Source organism: Paenibacillus sp. SER-28 (genome assembly GCF_052906305.1).
On sequence record NZ_JBRECM010000006.1, the window covers coordinates 64156 to 81131 of the forward strand.

Annotated in this window: 14 protein-coding genes; 12 read left to right on the forward strand and 2 right to left on the reverse strand. The window is 47.3% G+C overall.

The genetic code is table 11. The features are described from left to right. Positions 1 to 122: 122 nt before the first annotated feature. Entirely contained in the window at positions 123 to 1157 is a 1035-nt protein-coding gene (locus ACUYLD_RS15920) for an acyltransferase family protein (RefSeq protein ID WP_254351012.1), read from the reverse strand. A gap of 314 nt (positions 1158 to 1471) precedes the next feature. Here ACUYLD_RS15920 and ACUYLD_RS15925 point away from each other — a divergent pair, with 314 nt between their 5' ends. From ACUYLD_RS15925 to mgrA, 4 genes are all read left to right on the forward strand, one after another. Continuing rightward, a complete protein-coding gene (locus ACUYLD_RS15925; protein ID WP_446675475.1) occupies positions 1472 to 2278 on the forward strand; it encodes an alpha/beta fold hydrolase in 807 nt (268 codons plus the stop codon). Positions 2279 to 2292: 14 nt separating this feature from the next. Further along, positions 2293 to 3063: an HAD family hydrolase gene (locus ACUYLD_RS15930; protein WP_250260679.1), complete on the forward strand. Its 771-nt coding sequence runs from the start codon at positions 2293 to 2295 to the stop codon at positions 3061 to 3063. Continuing rightward, a complete protein-coding gene (locus tag ACUYLD_RS15935) occupies positions 3060 to 3800 on the forward strand; it encodes an NAD-dependent protein deacylase (RefSeq protein ID WP_446675476.1) in 741 nt (246 codons plus the stop codon). Before ACUYLD_RS15930 ends, ACUYLD_RS15935 begins: the two co-directional genes overlap by 4 nt. Positions 3801 to 3884: 84 nt before the next feature. Beyond that, complete coding sequence (mgrA, locus tag ACUYLD_RS15940) at positions 3885 to 4883, forward strand: L-glyceraldehyde 3-phosphate reductase (protein WP_039272878.1); 999 nt, start codon at positions 3885 to 3887, stop codon at positions 4881 to 4883. Between the two features lie 126 nt (positions 4884 to 5009). On the opposite strand, the gene ACUYLD_RS15945 is transcribed toward mgrA, so the two are convergent. Continuing rightward, positions 5010 to 5876, reverse strand: coding sequence for an AraC family transcriptional regulator (locus tag ACUYLD_RS15945; protein WP_235308853.1), 867 nt, complete (start codon positions 5874 to 5876; stop codon positions 5010 to 5012). A gap of 220 nt (positions 5877 to 6096) precedes the next feature. Between ACUYLD_RS15945 and ACUYLD_RS15950 the strand changes: the two genes are divergently transcribed. From ACUYLD_RS15950 to ptsG, 8 genes are all read left to right on the forward strand, one after another. Beyond that, the gene (locus tag ACUYLD_RS15950) at positions 6097 to 7275 is read left to right on the forward strand and encodes a galactokinase (RefSeq protein WP_069290182.1); all 1179 of its coding nucleotides are present in this window, start codon (positions 6097 to 6099) and stop codon (positions 7273 to 7275) included. A gap of 1 nt (position 7276) precedes the next feature. Continuing rightward, complete coding sequence (galE, locus tag ACUYLD_RS15955; RefSeq protein WP_023989887.1) at positions 7277 to 8266, forward strand: UDP-glucose 4-epimerase GalE; 990 nt, start codon at positions 7277 to 7279, stop codon at positions 8264 to 8266. Positions 8267 to 8283: 17 nt separating this feature from the next. Beyond that, positions 8284 to 9927, forward strand: coding sequence for a UDP-glucose--hexose-1-phosphate uridylyltransferase (locus ACUYLD_RS15960; protein ID WP_446675477.1), 1644 nt, complete (start codon positions 8284 to 8286; stop codon positions 9925 to 9927). 184 nt (positions 9928 to 10111) lie between these two features. Beyond that, positions 10112 to 11275 (forward strand): iron-containing alcohol dehydrogenase, encoded by a 1164-nt coding sequence (locus ACUYLD_RS15965; protein ID WP_446675478.1) that lies wholly within the window; start codon positions 10112 to 10114, stop codon positions 11273 to 11275. A gap of 174 nt (positions 11276 to 11449) precedes the next feature. Next, positions 11450 to 11968: a protease gene (locus ACUYLD_RS15970; RefSeq protein ID WP_061829262.1), complete on the forward strand. Its 519-nt coding sequence runs from the start codon at positions 11450 to 11452 to the stop codon at positions 11966 to 11968. Positions 11969 to 12016: 48 nt separating this feature from the next. Further along, on the forward strand, positions 12017 to 13552 hold the full coding sequence (locus ACUYLD_RS15975; protein WP_254351109.1) for a flotillin family protein: 1536 nt from the start codon (positions 12017 to 12019) through the stop codon (positions 13550 to 13552). A gap of 190 nt (positions 13553 to 13742) precedes the next feature. Further along, on the forward strand, positions 13743 to 14603 hold the full coding sequence (gene glcT, locus ACUYLD_RS15980) for a glucose PTS transporter transcription antiterminator GlcT (protein WP_023989882.1): 861 nt from the start codon (positions 13743 to 13745) through the stop codon (positions 14601 to 14603). Positions 14604 to 14855: 252 nt separating this feature from the next. Continuing rightward, the gene (ptsG, locus tag ACUYLD_RS15985; RefSeq protein WP_061829260.1) at positions 14856 to 16901 is read left to right on the forward strand and encodes a glucose-specific PTS transporter subunit IIBC; all 2046 of its coding nucleotides are present in this window, start codon (positions 14856 to 14858) and stop codon (positions 16899 to 16901) included. The last annotated feature ends 75 nt before the right edge of the window (positions 16902 to 16976 follow it).

Genomic DNA, 16976 nt, shown 5'->3' on the forward strand with positions numbered 1-16976 from the left:
ACCACATCACGCCTGTATGAAACAGGCTCTAAGTGGAGTAAAGAGAGGGTAGACTCGCTTACATGTTCGTCTGTAAGTGGGTTGTCGCGTGTTCAATGTTAAATAAAAAAGGGATAAAAAGATTACGCGGACCGTCTAAAAGGATAAGGAGCTGGCTTTAGCATCCACTCTACCTGTGGCTCAATCAGAGGTCTTGTTGCAGTTCGAACCCAAGGCATGGTCAACATACAGCACAGACCTGCAGCACACACTACAATCAACATGACTTCCACTGGAGTATCTATATATTCGTAGACTCCCTTTGCAACGACGGTACGGACGATCAAGCCATGGAGTAAAAAGACATATAGTGTCCGTCTTCCCATCTCGGTTATACGTCCTGTCACGGTCGGAACAAAGCTTAGAAACGCCATCGATGCTATCCATTGAACTCCATAAATGCCGATGCGGTAAATTCCTGCGTACCATTCGGTATGGCCCAATTCCCCGTAAGTCATATTGCCATACAGCCAGCCTGCCGGGATGCCGAAATACGACGTTCCCGCCAGTACCATAAGCAGAAGAGATACAATGCCAGCGATTATGCGGACTGGTGTTGTGAAGAACCGTCGAACGTCCGCATAATTCAAATGATAACCTGCTACAAAGTAAGGCAAATAAACAAAGGTTCTGCATACGCTCAGCCATATACCATCCACAGGGAGATACCCGACAAGGATACCCAGCAGCACGGATATACCCAATTGGAGGACAGGTGGTATTTTCTGAAAAGTCAGCATCAGCAGTCTCCAACAGATATGGCTAGCAAGGAACCAGAGGAGCAGATAAGGAGCAAAGAACGAATGATGGATATGGGGAACGTGGAAGAGTGCAACATCCAAGATCGAATAGAGCGATTGAAAAATAAGATATTGCATACCGATCTGAAGCAGAACTTTTTGGCCTGCGGGTCCGGTCAAAGATGATTTGGCAAAGTAGCCTGTAACGAGTACAAACAACGGCATATGGAACATGAATATCCAGCTGAACCATTGTTGGGCAATATGAAGTGAACCGACTAGAGGCTCCAGAGCATTTCCTGCAAATACGCATATGATCAACAGAAATCGCAGATTGAGAAAGAAGCTTTCCCCTTGTACATCATGGCTTGTCGTCATGTGTTTCCCTCCGAACGGCTTCTGCCGACTAAACTATTTAAAAAATAATTCTTTACAAGGAACAAGGTACGATACTCTGGACCTTATCATTGTGATTTTTTTCACAATAGTAAGCGCTACCATGTCCTTATTATGTGGCGAATGCTTGAACACCGGAGAAAGATGGGCTAATACCTGGAAATGTATGCTGATTTGACCCTGTATGTACAACGATGTTACCCTAACAAGGCTATAGTTACGCTGATGAATACAGCGACACATTTTATATTCAAATTACGAATTTCGAGGTACAAAAGGCGAAAGGAACTTTTACAATGAGAAGAAGAACAAGAAGATCATACAATTCATATGGGACACGTGGTCCTCGGAAAATATGGAAAATTCCCTTAGGCATCCTGATTGTCATTGTACTAATCGCAGGGTGGGGGGCATGGAAGGTATTTACGCCTTATCAGCCTGATGAGACGGCTGCTGCTGCATTAGCCGAAGTAGCGGATGCTGTGAAAGTAAATGAACAAGAACATTGGGTTGGTTTTGAGCCTGTAAAAAGAAGCGGAACTGGAGTCATTTTGTATCCAGGGGCGTTGGTGAAGCCCGAAAGTTATGCGCCCTTGGCACGCCGTCTGGCGGAAAAGGGTCATCATGTGATCATTGCAAAAATGCCACTGAACCTTGCATTGATCTCCCCGGATTTAGCGAATGAAGTGCTAAAGGCATATCCGAAAGAAGCGTTTGTTATTGGAGGCCATTCGTTAGGCGGTGTGATAGCGGCCCGATATGCAGCTGCACATCCTGATCAGGTCAAAGGTGTATTTTTCCTCGCCTCCTACCCGGATAACAAGGGTAATTTAAAGGATAAAAATCTGCCCGTTATTTCTCTACTGGGAAGTGATGATGGAGTCGTCCAGATGGAAAATGTCCAAAGTGGAAGAACTTATTTACCAGCCAACACGCTGTATTTTACAGTCGAAGGGGGTAATCATGCCCAATTCGGCAGTTATGGTGTCCAAAAAGGGGATAATCCTGCAAAAATTAGCGCTGCCGAGCAATGGAATCAGACGGTAACGGCATTACAGGACTGGATGAAAGAGAGTGTGGATGTGGCTTCTAAGAATCAGTAAAGGAGGTGTGCTGCATGTCTGAGCTGATTGTGCAGGGGGAGCGTTACCCATGCCGTGGTATTTTATTAGATAAAGATGGAACGTTGCTGGATTTTATTCAGTTGTGGGGCCCCTGGGCTCGCTCTATACTGGATATGATGGAGCAGCATCTTACCGTGGCAGGTGCCAGTTTTACGTTGGAAAAAGGTACCGTTCTAGGTACTGTTCACGATCAGGAGGGACGTGTGATCGGTTACGACCCTTCTGGCCCGCTGGCCATGGGGACGGTGGACGAAAGTACGGGGGTACTGGCTTGGCAGCTTTATAATGCTGGTGTACCGTGGAATGAAGCTGTACGGCTTGTCCGCGACTTTAATAAAACGGCGATGGCTGATATTCGGCGACATCGGGCAGCGAAGGTGTTTCCAGGGTTGCGGACATTGCTGGAGCAAAGCCGCCATGCCGGGCTGAAGCTAGCGGTTGTGACCTCTGACAGTACAGAGGCTGCACAGGAGCATTTGGAGTGGATGGGGCTGACATCCTATTTTGATGAGATTATCGGACATGATAGGGTTACATATGGTAAGCCTGACCCGGAAATGGCTGAAAAAGCCTGCGCATTACTAGGATTGTCGCCGGCGGACGTGGTAGTCATCGGAGACAGCAATGGGGACATGCAGATGGGCAAACGTGCCGGAGTGCGGCTCGCTATTGGATTTGCACCAGAAGCAGAACGTTCTGGTCATTTGCTGGATGCGGATAAGGTTGTTCGTGGATATGAAGAGCTGGAGGTGCGTAGGGTATGAAAGTTAATACGTTGGCGGAATGGATACAGCAATCGCAGAATATTGTTTTTTTCGGCGGTGCAGGCACATCGACGGAAAGTGGTATTCCGGATTTTCGTTCGGCAGCAGGCCTGTATCAAAGTGAGGAGAAATTGCCTTATTCCCCTGAGGTTATGCTGAGCCGTTCATTTTTTGTGAAGCATCCTGAAGTGTTCTTCGACTTCTATCGCAGCAAAATGCTGCATCCCGATGCGGAGCCGAACGGTTGTCATCATTTCCTCGCGTCATTGGAAAAGCAAGGCCGTCTAAAAGCGGTTGTGACCCAAAATATTGACGGCTTACATCAGGCTGCCGGCAGTGTGAATGTACTAGAACTTCATGGCTCGGTGCATCGGAACTACTGTATGGAATGCGGACGTTTTTACAGTCTAGATGAAGTGATGAACAGCTCTGAGGTTGTACCTACATGTCCAATAGATGGAGGAATTATCAAACCGGATGTCGTTTTATATGAGGAGGAGCTGAATCAAGATACCATTATTCAATCCGTTCAGGCTATTTCGCAGGCTGATCTGCTGTTAATTGGAGGAACGTCGCTGACAGTACATCCTGCTGCGGGCTTGATTACTTATTTTCGTGGTAAACATACGGTGCTGCTGAATACAGATCCCACCTCGTATGATCATAAGGCGGATCTTTTGATCACCGATCCAATCGGTAAAGTTATGGAAAAACTTGCTCATCAATTAGATCTGTAATCGTTTTCTTGTCAACGCCTGGATAAAAGCGCTATGATGATGTTGTGATGGACATTACAATGTTTCGAGAGAGGCTGGGATAGCATGGTTTATTTAGCTGGCGAAGATCGTTATGAAAGTATGAAATATAACCGTACAGGGAGATCAGGTCTAAAACTGCCCGCTATTTCGCTGGGCTTGTGGCACAATTTTGGCGGGATTAACAACGCGGAGAATGGCCGTAGCATGATTACTCGCTCCTTTGATCTGGGAATTACGCATTTTGATTTAGCTAATAACTATGGCCCTCCTGCGGGATCAGCTGAGGAATTTTTTGGACAAGTATTAGCCAGTGATATGAAACCGTACCGGGATGAGTTGGTCATCTCCACCAAAGCGGGCTACAATATGTGGGCAGGGCCTTATGGTGACTGGGGATCTCGCAAGTATATGATATCTAGTCTGGATCAGAGCCTGAAGCGGATGGGGCTGGACTATGTCGACATATTCTACTCTCACCGATTTGATCCTGATACGCCGCTGGAAGAAACGATGGGAGCACTGGATCATATCGTACGATCCGGCAAAGCGCTGTATGTGGGTGTGTCCAATTATAGTGCGGAGCAAACAGCAGAAGCAGCTCGCATTCTGAAGGAGTTGGGAACACCGCTTCTGATTCATCAGCCGAAATACTCCTTGCTCGACCGCTGGATTGAAAACGGATTACAAGATGTACTGGACGAAAACGGGGTAGGCAGCATTGCCTTTTGCCCGCTGGCTCAGGGATTGCTGACCAATAAATATTTGAACGGAATTCCCGAGGATTCACGTGCAGCGAGTACTTCGGTTTTCCTGAATGAGAACCATGTGACGCCAGAGACACTTCGCAAGGTACGCGCCTTGAATCAGATGGCTGCTGCACGCGGACAAAGTTTGGCTCAATTTTCGCTGGCCTGGGCTCTGCGCGGCGAACGTCTGACCTCTGTCTTGATTGGGGCAAGCCGTGTAAGCCAAATTGAAGAAAATGTTGCTACCTTATCCAACCTGGACTTTTCTCAGGAGGAATTGGATCGGATTGATTCGATTCTGAATGCCGGGAACTGATAGGACGGCGGCACAGCTTAATGGCGAAAGTTAATTTGTAGTCATCGGCCTAATTTCGTGTTCTCTTTTACAATATAAATTAACTGCCCGTATCCGTTTGAAGGATGCGGGCTGTTTAAGTCTGTTTTACGACTGTGGATACTGCTTAACCTTGCTTCGGTACTCGGTTGGAGACTGACCACAGAAGCGCTTGAATTGACGTGAGAAATATAAGGCATCGGTTAGTCCGACCGAAGCGGCCACTTGCTCTACCGATAGTTCCGGACGCTCACGCAGCAGTTGACGTGATTTGTCGATTCTTAGCTTAAGCAGATAGGTGACGGGGGAGATCCCCGTTTCCTTTTTGAATATCCGTGACAAATACGCACGATTATAACCAAGTCCTTCAGACATTTGCTCAATGGAAACGGGGTGTGCGTACTGAGTGGACATATATTGAACCATCTGCTTGACTGTACGTTGAATTTGCGAATCCGCCCCGGACGGATCAGTCCAGTCACTCAGGTAATTGCCTGCTTCCCCCATAATCAGATACAAATACCCCAAGGCTGATAGATGAGAACTAGATTTTCTGCTATAAAAGGCCAATTGCATTTGCTCCAAATAACCGGGAATAGGACTTTGATCGGAAGCATGAAAGACAGGCTGGTGAACACGTAGCCCGGCCTCCTGCACCACCTGCTCAGTATGGTGCCCGGTAAACGCAGACCAACGATAACGCCACGGTTCCTCTTCATCAGAGGTATAGCTCACCAGCTGACCGGGATGAATAAGGAAAAAATCGTTTTCTTCAAGCTGATATGTGTGCTGTTCCGTTCGGAAGATACCTCTGCCCGATTCTACAAAGTGTAGCAGATAGTAATCATAGATTTTCGGCCCCACGGCATGACCGGATTTGGTTTGGCTCTCTCCTGCAAAAAGCACATGCAGCGGGCTATTTTCATAAAACACCGGATTAGAGGCGACGGCATAACTATATGAATACGCTTGCAAAATAGGGTCCTCCTTCCTGCATTTGTGAATGGTTTAGCGGATGCGGTATACTTACATTGTACATATCCAAGTCACATTTATCCATAGCTTAAACACATGGATGCATTACATTGTGTGACGCTTTCATTTATACTGAAATCATAAGAGATGTCAACCTGATTAAGATGTTACAGGGAAATCAGGAGGGCCTTTACTAACGGTATATGAGGTGGATGCGGATATGAACTCTACTGAATTAAAGAAACATTTTATTGAAAAATATGGTGAAAGCAGCAATGAACTGCGGATATTTCATGCACCTGGACGTGTCAATCTGATTGGAGAGCATATCGACTATAACGGTGGTTATGTACTCCCGGCTGCGCTGGAATTCGGAACGACGCTGATCCTTCGTGCGCGCAATGATGATGAAATTCATTTTGCTTCAACAAACCTGTCGTATGAAGTGTCTATCCCCCGTGGAGAAATAGGTAAAAACAAAACGGATGAGTGGGTGGACTATCCGGTGGGTGTGCTGGTGGAGTTGGCTGAAAAGGGAGTTCATCCGTCTAACGGATATGACCTGCTCTATCATGGAGAAATACCGAATGGTGCTGGATTATCCTCCTCAGCCTCCATTGAGGTTGTTACAGGATATGCGTTTCTCACGATCGAAAAACAGGAAACAGATACGGTCGAAATCGCTTTGTTGTCCCAGCGGGCAGAAAACAATTACGTTGGTGTCAATTGCGGTATTATGGACCAGTTCGCTGTAGCGAACGGAGCAGCTGATCATGCAATTCTGCTGATGTGCGATACGTTGGAGTACCGTAAAGTGCCATTCCGCACGGGGGCTTATAAGCTCGTGATCGGCAATACAAACAAGCGTCGCGGTTTGGTGGACTCAGCCTATAACGAGCGTCGTAGCCAGTGTGCCGAAGCACTGTCCATTTTACAGCAGCAGGAGCCGTCACTGGAATACCTCGCTCAGCTGGATGAGGCACGTTTCGGAGAGCTTCAGCATCACATCGCGGACCAAACAGTGCGTCGGCGGGCACAGCATGTGGTGGAGGAAAACGCTCGTGTGTTGGCCTCTGTCGATGCTCTCGCAGCGAATGAACTTGCAGCTTTTGGTCAGTTAATGAATGCTTCTCATGATTCATTGCGCGATTTGTATGAGGTCAGCTGCACGGAGCTGGACGTCATGGTTGAAGAAGCACGACGCATTCCTGGCACGCTGGGTGCTCGTATGACAGGAGCCGGATTTGGAGGTTGTACGGTTTCATTGGTTCATGAGGACGATGTGGAACGTTTTGTGAAGGAAGTCGGCGAAGCTTATCAGACCCGCACAGGGCTGGAAGCCAGCTTTTATGTATGCAAGGCAGGAGACGGAGTAAAAGAACTGAAGGAGGACGAATAACATGGCCATTTTAGTCACAGGTGGAGCTGGATATATCGGTTCACATACCGTAGCAGAACTGTTGGATCTGGGAGAAGAAGTTGTGGTGCTGGACAATTTGCAAACCGGGCACAAAGCAGCATTGCTTGGAGGCAAGTTGTATGAAGGGGATTTGAGGGATAAAGAATTACTGTCCAAACTGTTCTCTGAAAATAGTATCGATGCAGTTATCCATTTTGCAGCCAATTCGCTGGTTGGAGAAAGCATGCAAAATCCTGGTAAATATTACGACAACAATGTATTTGGCACGCTAAGCTTGCTGGAGGCGATGAAGGATGCTGGAGTGCGCCGAATCGTGTTTTCCTCTACTGCGGCTACCTACGGCGAACCGGAAAAGGTGCCGATTGAAGAGGGAGACCGTACAGAGCCAACCAACGTGTATGGTGAAACAAAGCTGATGATGGAGCGCATGATGTCGTGGTTTGATAAAGTTTTAGGCATCAAATATGTGTCTTTACGGTATTTTAATGCGGCTGGTGCGCATGAGAGCGGCAAGATCGGTGAAGATCACCGACCAGAAAGCCATCTGATCCCGTTAGTGCTCCAGACAGCCTTGAAACAGCGTCCACACATCGCTGTGTTTGGTGAGGATTATGCGACACCTGACGGCACGTGTGTTCGGGATTACATTCACGTGAGTGACCTGGCGGATGCTCATGTGCGTGCAGTAAATTACTTGCGCGAAGGCAATGACAGCAACGTATTCAACCTGGGCAACGGACAGGGCTTCTCCGTGAAAGAAGTTATTGAGACGGCACGCAAGGTCACTGGGCTCGACATTCCAGTTGTGACAGAGCCACGCCGCGCAGGCGATCCAGCGATATTGGTTGCATCTTCTGACAAGGCTCGTTCGGTGTTGGGCTGGAGTCCAGCACGTACCCAATTGGAGGATATTATTAGCGGAGCATGGGGATGGCATCAGTCGCACCCTCACGGCTACGGCGACGAATAGACGGGAGACGATGACATATGAGCGAGCGCCAATCCGCAGATAAAGGCCAAGGCCGGGAACTTTCCCGGCATCTGGCCCATGACATCGACGAAACTGTGCAGCAATCGGCTCTATATGCGGTGGAGCAACTGGTTGCATTCGCACAAAACAAGGGCTTGATCGGTCCGCAGGATACAGATTACAGCCGTAATCTGCTGTTGGAGCAGTTTGGGTTTTCGGAGCCTTATTCAGGTGGGGAGGCAGGGGGCGTTATGGCCCCCGAAGCTCTCCAGCCTGTGCTTAATGTATTGATAGATTATGGTTTTGCCATAGGACTTATCCCTGAAAACACAGATACGTATCGCGATTTGCTGGATTCCAAAATCATGGGACTGCTGATGGCGAGACCGTCTGAAGTCATCCGTGACTTTCATCAAACGGAGACTGAACGCGGCATAGAGGCGGCGACAGATGCTTTTTATCAATTATCCATCGATTCGAACTACATCCGAATGGATCGGGTTTCCAGCAATGTGTACTGGAATCAGTCGACATCTTACGGAGATATGGAAATCACGATTAATTTGTCCAAGCCAGAAAAAAGTCCTAAAGAAATTGCGATGGCGAAGCTTTTGCCGCCGCCTGTTTATCCCAAGTGTCAATTATGCCGTGAAAACGTCGGATATGCAGGAAGAGTAAATCATCCGTCCCGTCAAAATCTGCGTATCATTCCGGTAGAATTGAATGGGGAGCCGTGGTTTTTTCAATACTCACCCTATGTGTATTACAACGAGCATTGCATCGTGTTCCATCATGATCATGTACCGATGAAGCTTACGAAGGATACACTGCGGCGATTGCTGGCTTTTACGAAAGCGTTTCCGCATTATTTTATTGGCTCCAATGCGGATCTGCCGATTGTCGGCGGATCGATTCTGACCCATGATCATTTTCAGGGTGGTCGTCATACATTCCCAATTGAAAAAGCGGGTGTGGACGGTGTATACCATAATGAAGCGTTCCCGCAGGTTACAGCAGGGATTGTAAACTGGCCGATGTCGGTCATCCGTTTTACGTCAACAGATGCCGAGGCGCTGTTGGAGGCGGGAAATGCTGCTTTTGAAGCCTGGAAAGTTTATAGTGATCCTGTAGCTGATGTCCTCTCTCATACAGAGCAGGAGGGGGAAACGATTCCACATAATACTGTGACGCCGATTGTGCGCCGAGATTCCGAAGGCAGGTATCAGATGGATCTCGTACTGCGTAACAACCGAACGAGTGAAGAGTATCCGGAAGGTATTTTCCATCCTCATCGCGAGATGCATCACATCAAGAAGGAAAATATCGGTCTGATCGAAGTGATGGGACTTGCCATATTACCGGGGCGGCTCAAGGATGAACTGGATGGGATTGCAGATATTTTGTGTGGGGATGACAAACTGGCTGTGGCTATGCAGCAGGAAGGACATGCACTGTTTAAGCATGCAGACTGGATTTATCAGTTAAACACTCGGTTCGGTCGTTTGCCTGACAAGGAAACGGCTGTTCGTACCGTACAAAATGAAGTTGGACTGAAATTCAGTGAAATTTTAGAGCATGCAGGAGTGTATAAACGGAATGAGTCCGGGCAGCAGGCGTTTGGTCGTTTTATGAAACAATTGGGATATACTTTGGGAGAATAAAATCGCTGGTGCAGCACATAATACACTACGAGAACCCTCCCAAGATATGACATGGAACCATACTCCTCAAGGAGTGTGGTTTTTTTCTGAAAATAAAGCATATTTGTTTCCTGTAACCGAAAAGGTTATAATAGAGTAGTTTCTTAACATTAAACTTTAGAACTATTGGAGGCGAGCGTTTGCGATGAAAGCATTCGAATTTTATAATCCTACACAATTGATCTTCGGTAAAGGACAATTGGAGGCTCTCAAGCGTGAAGTTCCTAAATATGGTAAACGTGTACTGCTTGTATATGGCGGCGGCAGCATTAAGCGCAGCGGTTTGTACGATAATGTAATAAGTTTGCTTGGTGAAATTGGTGCAGAGGTAACGGAACTGGCTGGTGTAGAACCGAATCCTCGCTTATCTACAGTACATAAAGGCGTGGAATTGTGTAAAACACATCAAATCGACCTCGTCCTGGCTGTAGGCGGTGGTAGTGTGCTGGATTGTTCCAAAGCCATTGCTGTTGGTGCAAAATATGATGGCGACATGTGGGATTTTGCAGAGCGTAAAGCGGCACCACAGGCAGCATTGCCATTAGGTACAGTTTTGACCATGGCAGCTACCGGTTCTGAAATGAATGCGGGTTCTGTTATTACAAATGAAAAAACACAGGAAAAATTGGGATGGGGTAGCGTATTTGCGTTCCCTGCGTTTTCTATTCTTGACCCTGTAAACACATACTCACTGCCACAAAATCAAACCGTTTACGGAATCGTAGATATGATGTCACATACGCTGGAGCATTATTTCCATTTGGAATCCAATACTCCGGTCCAACTTGGCTGGTGCGAAACGATTTTACGTACGGTCATGGATGCGGCTCCAGGTCTGATCAACGATCTGGAAAACTACGAGCTGCGTGAAACGATTATGTATTGTGGTACGATGGCGCTGAACGGCTTCCTGAACATGGGGCTGACAGGTGACTGGGCTACTCACAATATCGAGCATGCGGTGTCTGCTGTTTATGATATTCCACATGGTGGAGGATTGGCTATTCTGTTCCCGAACTGGATGAAACACAATCTGCATGTGAAGCCTGAACGCTTCAAACAACTGGCCGTCAATGTGTTCCAAGTAAACCCAGAAGGCAAGAGTGATGAAGAAGTGGCGCTGGAAGGTATTCAGGCGTTGCGTGATTTTTGGAACTCGATTGGTGCACCAAGCCGTCTGGCTGATTACGATATTGATGCGTCCCAGATCGATGTTATGGCTGATAAAGCTGTGAAATTCGGATCTTTTGGTGGCTTTAATAAGCTCAATCGCGAAGATGTAGTCGAAATTTACAAAGCATCTCTGTAAACCGATACTTGTATCATTTTAAGCACGTTTGTGCGTCATTAGACGTACGAACGTGCTTTTTTGGGTTTGATTTGGGATATTGGAGGAAAATTTTGAAACTTTTTAAGGTTGAATACGTAAACATAGTTATAGACTGGAAACCAGACTGAAAAGGTACATGGAAGGAGGAGTCGCATGGAAACCATATTTTGGTGGTTATTGGCAGGGGGCGCTATCTTTACCGTAGTCAGTGTGCTGATTGGAGATGTACTCGGTGGTTGGCTGGATGGTGCATTGGAGCTACCGAGCCTCGATTGGTTCAGACCTGTCGTTTTACTTGGAGCCATGACCGCTTTTGGCGGAGCTGGAGTTCTGCTGACAAAGTATACTGGGCTGAGCATGGGGTGGGTCGTCGTGCTTGCTTTAGGGATTGCGTTTGTCATCGGAATACTCGTGTTCTTTGCGTTTATCAAGCCCATGGCGAATTCGGAAGTATCCAGCGGCTTCTCCATGCGTGAGCTGACTGGCCGGATCGGTGAGGTCACCATTCCTGTACCTGAGGTTGGTTACGGGGAGGTTATGATCCGCTTGGGTGCAGGCAACACCATACATACAGCATCGAGCTTCGATCACAAACCGCTTGCTGCGGGAACCCGTATCGTCGTGGTTGAGGTCGCAGAGGGCGTCGTCCGCGTAGCGTACCTGGACACATAGACGGCGCATTCGCTTAACTTGAAGGGAGCGTGATCGGGAGTGTCAAATTTGCAAGATATTGTGTTGGTCCCTGGGATTGTTGTCATCGTTATCGTTATATTAGGGATCGCTTTTTGGGCCCGTTACAAAACGGTAGGACCGGATGAAGGGATGATCGTGACGGGCTCTTTTCTGGGAAATAAAAATATTTCCGAGGATGACTCTGGACGCAAAATTAAAATTGTACGCGGCGGGGGGGCCTTCATTTGGCCAATTTTCCAGCAGTCCGAATTCATCTCTCTGTTGTCCCATAAACTGGACGTAACCACACCGGAAGTGTATACGGAGCAAGGAGTTCCCGTGATTGCGGATGGTGTGGCGATTATCAAGGTCGGCAGTTCTATTGAGGATGTGGCTACAGCAGCCGAGCAGTTCATCGGGAAGCCACTGGAGGCTCTTAGAGGAGAGGCTCAGGAAGTGCTGGAGGGACATTTACGCGCAATCCTCGGTTCGATGACAGTGGAAGAAGTTTATCGTAATCGGGATCGGTTTGCGCAGGAAGTACAGGGCGTGGCTGCTCGTGATCTGAAAAAGATGGGCTTGCAAATCGTTTCATTCACCATCAAAGATGTGCGTGATAAGCACGGATATCTGGATGCGCTTGGTAAGCCGAGAATTGCCGCTGTGAAACGGGATGCTGAGATTGCAGAAGCCGAGGCTGTGCGGGATGCCCGGATTCAGAAGGCGCGTGCAGAACAGGAAGGCCAGAAGGCCGAACTGCTGCGAGACACCAACATTGCCGAGGCCGCCAAGGAGAAGGAACTGAAAGTGGCATCGTTTAAGAAAGAACAGGATACAGCGAAGGCAGAAGCCGATCAGGCTTATCACATTCAGGAGGCCCGTGCCAAGCAAACTGCTGTCGAGGAGCAGATGAAGGTCGAGCTGGTGCGCAAAGAACGGGAAATTGATCTTCAATCCAAGGAAATACAGGTACGTGAAAAGCAATATGATGCGGAAGTGAAAAAGAAGGCAGAAGCCGATCGGTATGCGGTCGAGCAAGCGGCGGAAGCAGATAAATCGCGTAAAATGCGTGAGGCTGAATCGCTGCAATACTCGATTGAGACACAGGCTAAAGCGTCAGCTGAACAAAAACGTCTCAACGGGCAAGCAGAAGCGGATGCAGAACGCGCCAAAGGTACGGCAGACGCAGATGTCATCCGTTTGCGTGGACTTGCAGAAGCGGAGGCCAAGGAAAAACTGGCGGAGGCGTTCCAGAAGTTTGGAGAGGCCGCCGTGCTCGATATTATCGTGAAAATGCTGCCTGATCTGGCTGGACGTATTGCCGAACCGATTGCGTCCATTGATAAACTCACCGTAGTTGATACGGGAAAAGGAGAAGGAGCAGCGCGTGTCAGCAATTATGTCACCGAACTGATGGCTACGGCACCTGAGATGCTGAAGAGTGTATCCGGTATTGATGTGGAGCAGTTAATCAAGGGGTTGACCACGGGGAAAAAAGGCATTCATTCCGTGCCGCCTTCCGGCGAAGCGAATAAGCAGCCTCTTCCAGCCTCGGTGGAGGTAGCGCTAACAGATAAAGAATAACGATAAGTCTTTGGGGAGCATCTATCCCTAACCAAAAGACCGCTTTTCATCACAGCATTTCTCGGCAATGTGATGAAAAGCGTTTTCTTTTTATTGACCTTTAGCCGAATATTTGGTACTTTAACGTGGATTCCTCTGAGCTTCATGCTATAATTCTTAGGATCAAGGTTCTGATAAAAGAGGTGCGGATGTGAGCAGCCTAAAAGTGGCCAAAGCGCTGAATAACAATGTGATTATAGGGATGCATCCCGAGCATGATGAGGTTGTCGTGATTGGAAAAGGAATCGGTTTCAATCGCAGACCCGGCGATCTTATGCCGTTGGATTCAGTTGAAAAATTATTTATATTAAAAAGCCATGAAGAACAGGAGCAATACAAACGGTTGCTTCCTGAGCTGGATGAAAAGCTCATTGAGGTCATCGGTGAGGTGCTTCATCTTGTTCAGCTTCAAGCTAAGAAGCCTCTAAATGAGCACATACTGATTGCTTTAACTGACCATATCGCTTTTTCCATCAACCGTCATAAACAGGGAATTACGATTCATAATCCGTTTTTGTATGAGACTAGGGAAATATATCCTCAGGAATACAAGATGGCTGAGCAGGCTGTTGCTTTAATCAGGGATAAGATGGATGTAGATCTGGGAGAAGATGAAATCGGATTCGTGGCCCTGCATATTTATAGCGCCATGACAAACCAGCATATCTCCGAGGTTAGGAAGGATTCTCGTCTGATTGCTGATATGGTTCAGGTTGTCGAGACGACACTGGATTATCGTATTCCTCTTCAATCTCTTGATTATTCTCGACTGCTGACTCATCTGAGGTTTGCGATTGAACGTGTGCGCCGGGGAGAAATTGTGCAGGAGATTTATCGATTGGACAAGCTTTTGAATGAGGAGTATCCGGAAATGTATATGCTGGCCTGGAAGCTCACGAAAATTATGGAGAAAAGACTCCGTAAATCTGTGTACCCGGCTGAGGTTAGTTATTTGACAATGCATCTGCAACGGTTGTCCCAACGCAAAGAGCAGGGGGAGCAACAAAAGTGATAAAACAGGAATAAAAAAGTATTGCCTCGCATTTAGTGGGGTGCTATAATCAATTCTGCAATGAGGAAGACAACAACTGAACATTTAACGTGTTACTGATTCGATCAGGCATGAGTTGTTTTAAGTTATGATTGTTTACAGCCTACTGGGGCAAGCTATATCCCAAGGTTGTTTTCAAACATACTTAAATCGGCTCATGCCTTTTTTGTTGTTTTGCCTCTGTTCTAAATTTCAGAGAAGGATGTGGAAGGTATGTTTAAAAAGCTTTTCGGCGTTTTACAGCGTGTCGGTAAAGCATTAATGCTTCCTGTAGCGATTTTGCCAGCTGCGGGGCTTTTATTGGGTATCGGTAACATGCTGGTCAATCCTGATTTTCTCCAGTACATTCCGGCATTAAATGCGGGCTGGGTTCAATCGGTAGCGACGATCATGATGAATGCCGGACAAATCGTTTTTGATAATCTGGCCCTGTTGTTCGCAGTCGGCGTAGCCGTCGGTCTGGCGGGCGGTGAAGGTGTAGCAGGTTTGGCTGCCATCATCGGTTACCTCGTTATGAACATTACTTTGGGTACAGCCGTGGGTGTCACACCTGGTCTGATTGCTCAAAAAATACCGGGTTATGCGAACGTGTTGGGTATTCCAACGCTTCAAACCGGGGTGTTCGGCGGGATAATCATCGGTATACTGGCCGCGGCCATGTACAACCGCTTTTTCAAAATTGAGCTTCCTTCGTATCTGGGCTTTTTCGCGGGTAAGCGTTTCGTTCCAATTGCAACGGCGGTGTCCTCACTGATTGTCGGACTTGCGCTGGTTCTGATCTGGCCTCCAGTTCAACAAGGACTTAACGCAGTATCTCACTTTATGGTGTATTCCAACCCGACTTTGTCGGCGTTCCTGTTTGGGGTTATCGAACGCGCGCTTATTCCATTTGGTTTGCATCACATCTGGTATTCACCGTTCTGGTTTGAATTTGGTGAATATGTTAACAAGGCAGGTCAAACCGTTCACGGTGACCAGCAGATCTTCTTCAGCCAGCTTCGTGATGGAGTGGCGTTGACAGCAAGTACGTTCCAAGTGGGTAAATTCCCATTCATGATGTTCGGTTTGCCAGCAGCAGCGCTTGCAATGTACCATGAAGCAAGACCAGAACACAAAAAATATGTAGCAGGTATCATGGGTTCAGCAGCATTGACTTCGTTCTTGACAGGTATTACGGAGCCACTGGAATTTTCCTTCCTGTTCGTAGCTCCACTGCTGTTTGCAGTACACTGTATATTCGCAGGTCTGTCATTTATGACCATGCAAATTTTACATGTCAAAATCGGTATGACCTTCTCAGGCGGATTCATTGACTTCCTGATTTTCGGGATTATTCCAACCCGTACGCCTTGGTGGTATGTAATCATCGTCGGTCTGATTTTGGCAGTGATTTACTACTTCGGATTCCGGTTCATCATACGGAAGTTCAACTTGAAAACACCAGGACGTGAAGAAGCTACAGAAAATGTGGATGGTGCAGCAGCCGGTAGTAGTGATGAGCTCCCGCACAACATTTTGGCAGCTTTCGGTGGTTCATCAAATATCAAGCACCTGGATGCTTGTATCACACGTCTTCGGATCGAGGTTAATGAGAAATCGAACGTTGACAAAGCTCGTCTGAAACAACTTGGCGCATCGGGTGTCCTTGAAGTCGGCAACAACGTACAGGCAATTTTCGGTACACGTTCCGACACCATTAAAACTCAAATGGCTGATATCATGGCTGGACGTACACCTGCACCAGCTCCGGCGCAACCTGCTCCACAAGAGGAGAAGGAAGCTGGGGAAGAACAACAAACCATTATTGTAGAAGATATTGTAATGCCTGTTAACGGCGAATTGGTTGATATCTCGACGGTTCCCGATCCGGTATTTGCAGAACGTATGACAGGTGACGGCTTTGCGGTCGTGCCAAATGATGGAACGATTGTGTCCCCTGTTTATGGTAAAGTATTCAATGTATTCCCGAGCAAGCATGCGATTGGTATTCAATCCGATGGTGGTAAAGAAGTGCTTGTTCATATCGGGGTGAATACAGTGAAGCTTAAAGGCCAAGGATTTGACGTTTTGGTGAACGAAGGCGATCTTGTGTCAGCTGGCCAGCCTATTATGAAAGTAGACCTGGAATACGTGAAGGCAAACGCTAAATCCATCATTTCACCTGTCATTTTTACCAACCTTCCAGAAGGTTCTTCGGTAACTTTAAACAAAACTGGAGTATTGAAGGCTGGCGAAGATGGTATAATTACGATAAAATAAACTCTATGTGTTTCGGATTAGTTGATTAGGCGGCTTAGGCCGTCTGATCAATGATCTGGTATACTGCGTGTAAAC

Bases quoted from the DNA above. Each gene is read 5' to 3' on its own strand.
- ACUYLD_RS15920 (WP_254351012.1), bottom strand. From the start codon at position 1,157: ATGACGACAAGCCATGATGTACAAGGGGAAAGCTTCTTTCTCAATCTG.
- ACUYLD_RS15925 (WP_446675475.1), top strand. From the start codon at position 1,472: ATGAGAAGAAGAACAAGAAGATCATACAATTCATATGGGACACGTGGT.
- ACUYLD_RS15930 (WP_250260679.1), top strand. From the start codon at position 2,293: ATGTCTGAGCTGATTGTGCAGGGGGAGCGTTACCCATGCCGTGGTATT.
- ACUYLD_RS15935 (WP_446675476.1), top strand. From the start codon at position 3,060: ATGAAAGTTAATACGTTGGCGGAATGGATACAGCAATCGCAGAATATT.
- mgrA (WP_039272878.1), top strand. From the start codon at position 3,885: ATGGTTTATTTAGCTGGCGAAGATCGTTATGAAAGTATGAAATATAAC.
- ACUYLD_RS15950 (WP_069290182.1), top strand. From the start codon at position 6,097: ATGAACTCTACTGAATTAAAGAAACATTTTATTGAAAAATATGGTGAA.
- galE (WP_023989887.1), top strand. From the start codon at position 7,277: ATGGCCATTTTAGTCACAGGTGGAGCTGGATATATCGGTTCACATACC.
- ACUYLD_RS15960 (WP_446675477.1), top strand. From the start codon at position 8,284: ATGAGCGAGCGCCAATCCGCAGATAAAGGCCAAGGCCGGGAACTTTCC.
- ACUYLD_RS15965 (WP_446675478.1), top strand. From the start codon at position 10,112: ATGAAAGCATTCGAATTTTATAATCCTACACAATTGATCTTCGGTAAA.
- ACUYLD_RS15970 (WP_061829262.1), top strand. From the start codon at position 11,450: ATGGAAACCATATTTTGGTGGTTATTGGCAGGGGGCGCTATCTTTACC.
- ptsG (WP_061829260.1), top strand. From the start codon at position 14,856: ATGTTTAAAAAGCTTTTCGGCGTTTTACAGCGTGTCGGTAAAGCATTA.